The 2,402-nt window shown below is 64.6% G+C and carries 1 protein-coding gene; it reads left to right on the top strand.

The genetic code is table 11. The annotated features are described in order from the left end of the window. Positions 1-666 precede the first annotated feature (666 nt). Positions 667-2,373, top strand: coding sequence for a nitrite/sulfite reductase (locus tag GJ633_RS15855; protein WP_156589547.1), 1,707 nt, complete (start codon positions 667-669; stop codon positions 2,371-2,373). Positions 2,374-2,402: the final 29 nt, after the last annotated feature.

The raw sequence follows: 2,402 nt of genomic DNA on the forward strand, positions 1-2,402 counted from the left end.
TGCGAGATCGTTGTGGTCGAGATTACCCCAAAGCCCCAGCCGCGAGAACTCGCGCGACTCGCTGCGCGCTTCGATCGCTCACTCTGTTCGCTCCCTCCAGTGCTTGCGTCGTCGGACTTCGTCCTCGCGGCAGCCCCTTTGAGTCCCACCCCGTACCGCACAGCTCCGCACCTCACGCCTCCCCAGCCTCGCCGCTCACTTCGTTCGCGGCGTCCCTCGCGCTCGGTTCGTGGGTGCTATCGCACCCACTCACCGGCGCGCCATCGCACAGCAAGTCAGTCGTTCTCTCATCTGTATTGAGCGAACTGACGGAGCGAAAACGAGTATGAGTGCTGTTATCTGACACCCTCGCATCGATGTGGCAGACGTGTTCTCCCCGACGAGGAAGGCAACTTCCTCTCCAGGTACCGTGACGGATCCTCTTTCCGGGCGTGATATGTCGATACCGGAAATTTAGGCCGGTATCTACAATAGCGTTTGACGGACGAGAGTTCCGATTTCTCCCTCTATCGGCGCCAACTCGGGTGCTTTCGCCGGAAACGACTATCACAGCCACAGACCGGTACCGCCTGTATCTGGAACCACTGGCAGGATTCGGAGTGAGACGCGGAATACATACGCGTGCGCGAGAAAGGACCCTCCAAGACGGTCTACTACGAGATAGTTATGAACACAGTTGAACGCTGGAAACAGGAAAAACATCCGCTCGATGTTATCGACGACGTCTACGATTACGCCGAAGAGGGTCTCTCGTTCGAGGAGATAGAAGAGCGCGCCGGCGAGGGCGAGTGGGAGCGCATGAAGTGGGCCGGCATGTACACCCACGGCCGGCAGGAGGGCTACTTCATGGTCCGCACCAAGGTTCCGGGCGGCTTTCTCACCCCCGACCAGGCCGAGGTCATCGGCGAAGTCGCCGAGGAGTACGCCACCGCCCCCGAGGAGCACGGCGGAGAAGACCAGAACGAGATCTGGGGCGACGCCTTCCTCGACATCACCACCCGGCAGGACGTCCAGATGCACTGGATCGAGGTCGAGGACATGCCGGAGATCTGGGAGCGGTACGACGACGTGGGACTGACGACCGTTCAGGGGTGCGGCGACGGCGCCCGCAACGTCCTCGGCTGTCCCGCGGCGGGACTCACCGACCACGAGTGTTTCGACGCACAGCCCGTCATCGACGCCGTCTCGGATTTCTTCACGGGGAACCGCGAGTACGCCAACCTCCCGCGGAAGTTCAAGATGACCATCACGGGCTGCCGGGACGACTGCGCCCAGTCGCAGATCAACGACGTGGGGCTCGTCCCCGCGCGCAAGGACGCTGACGGCGAGAGCGTCTACGGGTTCCACGCCCGGCTCGGCGGCGGGCTCTCGGACGGACCGCGAATGGCCTCGCCGATCGACGTGTTCATCCCGCCCGAGGACACCGTCGAATTCTGTCGTGCAGTCGCGCAGACGTTCAAGGAGCTCGGCGACCGCAACAACCGCGGCGTCTGTCGGATGCGCTACCTCGTCCAGCAGATGGGCCCCGAGAAGTTCGAGGAGGCGATCCGGGACCGCTGTGAGGTCGACCTGCCGACCCGCGGCAAGGACCTCACGCGGGGGTACACCGGCGATCACGTCGGCGTTCACGAACAGAAACAGGACGGGCTCTACTACGTCGGCTTCAACGTCATCACGGGACGGATGGGCGGCGACGAGTTCGCCGAAGCCGCGCGGGCGGCCCGCGAGTACGGCACCGACGACACCTCGATCCGGCTCGCCACCGACCAGAACTTCCTGATCACGCACGTCCCCGAGGAGAACCTCTCGGAACTGCTCAACGAACCGTTCGCCCGGAAGTACGAACACGACCCCGAACCGTTCGCTCGCGGCGCCGTCGGATGTACGGGCTCGGAGTTCTGTAACTACGGGATCATCGAGACGAAAAACCGAGTCTATCGCTGGGCCCGCGCGCTGGACCGCCAGATCGACACGCCGGACGACCTCGAGGTCGTCCGCATGCACATGTCGGGCTGTTCGGCCTCGTGTGCCCAGCCCCAGATCGCCGACATCGGGTTCCGCGGCGAGACGGTGAACGTGCAGGACCCGGAAGGCACCACCAACGAGGAGGGCGACAACATCGTCGAGGGGATGGACGTCGGCCTCGGCGGCAGCCTCGGCACCGACAACGAGTTCCTCGACTGGGTCGAGAACGCCGTGCCGGCGCGGTCGGTCATCCCCGCCCTCCAGCAGCTCTTCGACGTCTTCGCCGACGAGCGCGAGGAGGGCGAGCGCTTCTACGAGTGGACCCGCCGCGTGGGCAACGACCGGCTCCGCGGGATCATGCAGCGAGCCGACGTCAACGTCTCCGGGGGTGTCGCGCATGGCGACTGACGACCACGAGCGGGGCGACGATGTGCGGG

It is taken from the genome of Halorubrum sp. CBA1125, assembly GCF_009742825.1.
Lineage (GTDB): Archaea > Halobacteriota > Halobacteria > Halobacteriales > Haloferacaceae > Halorubrum.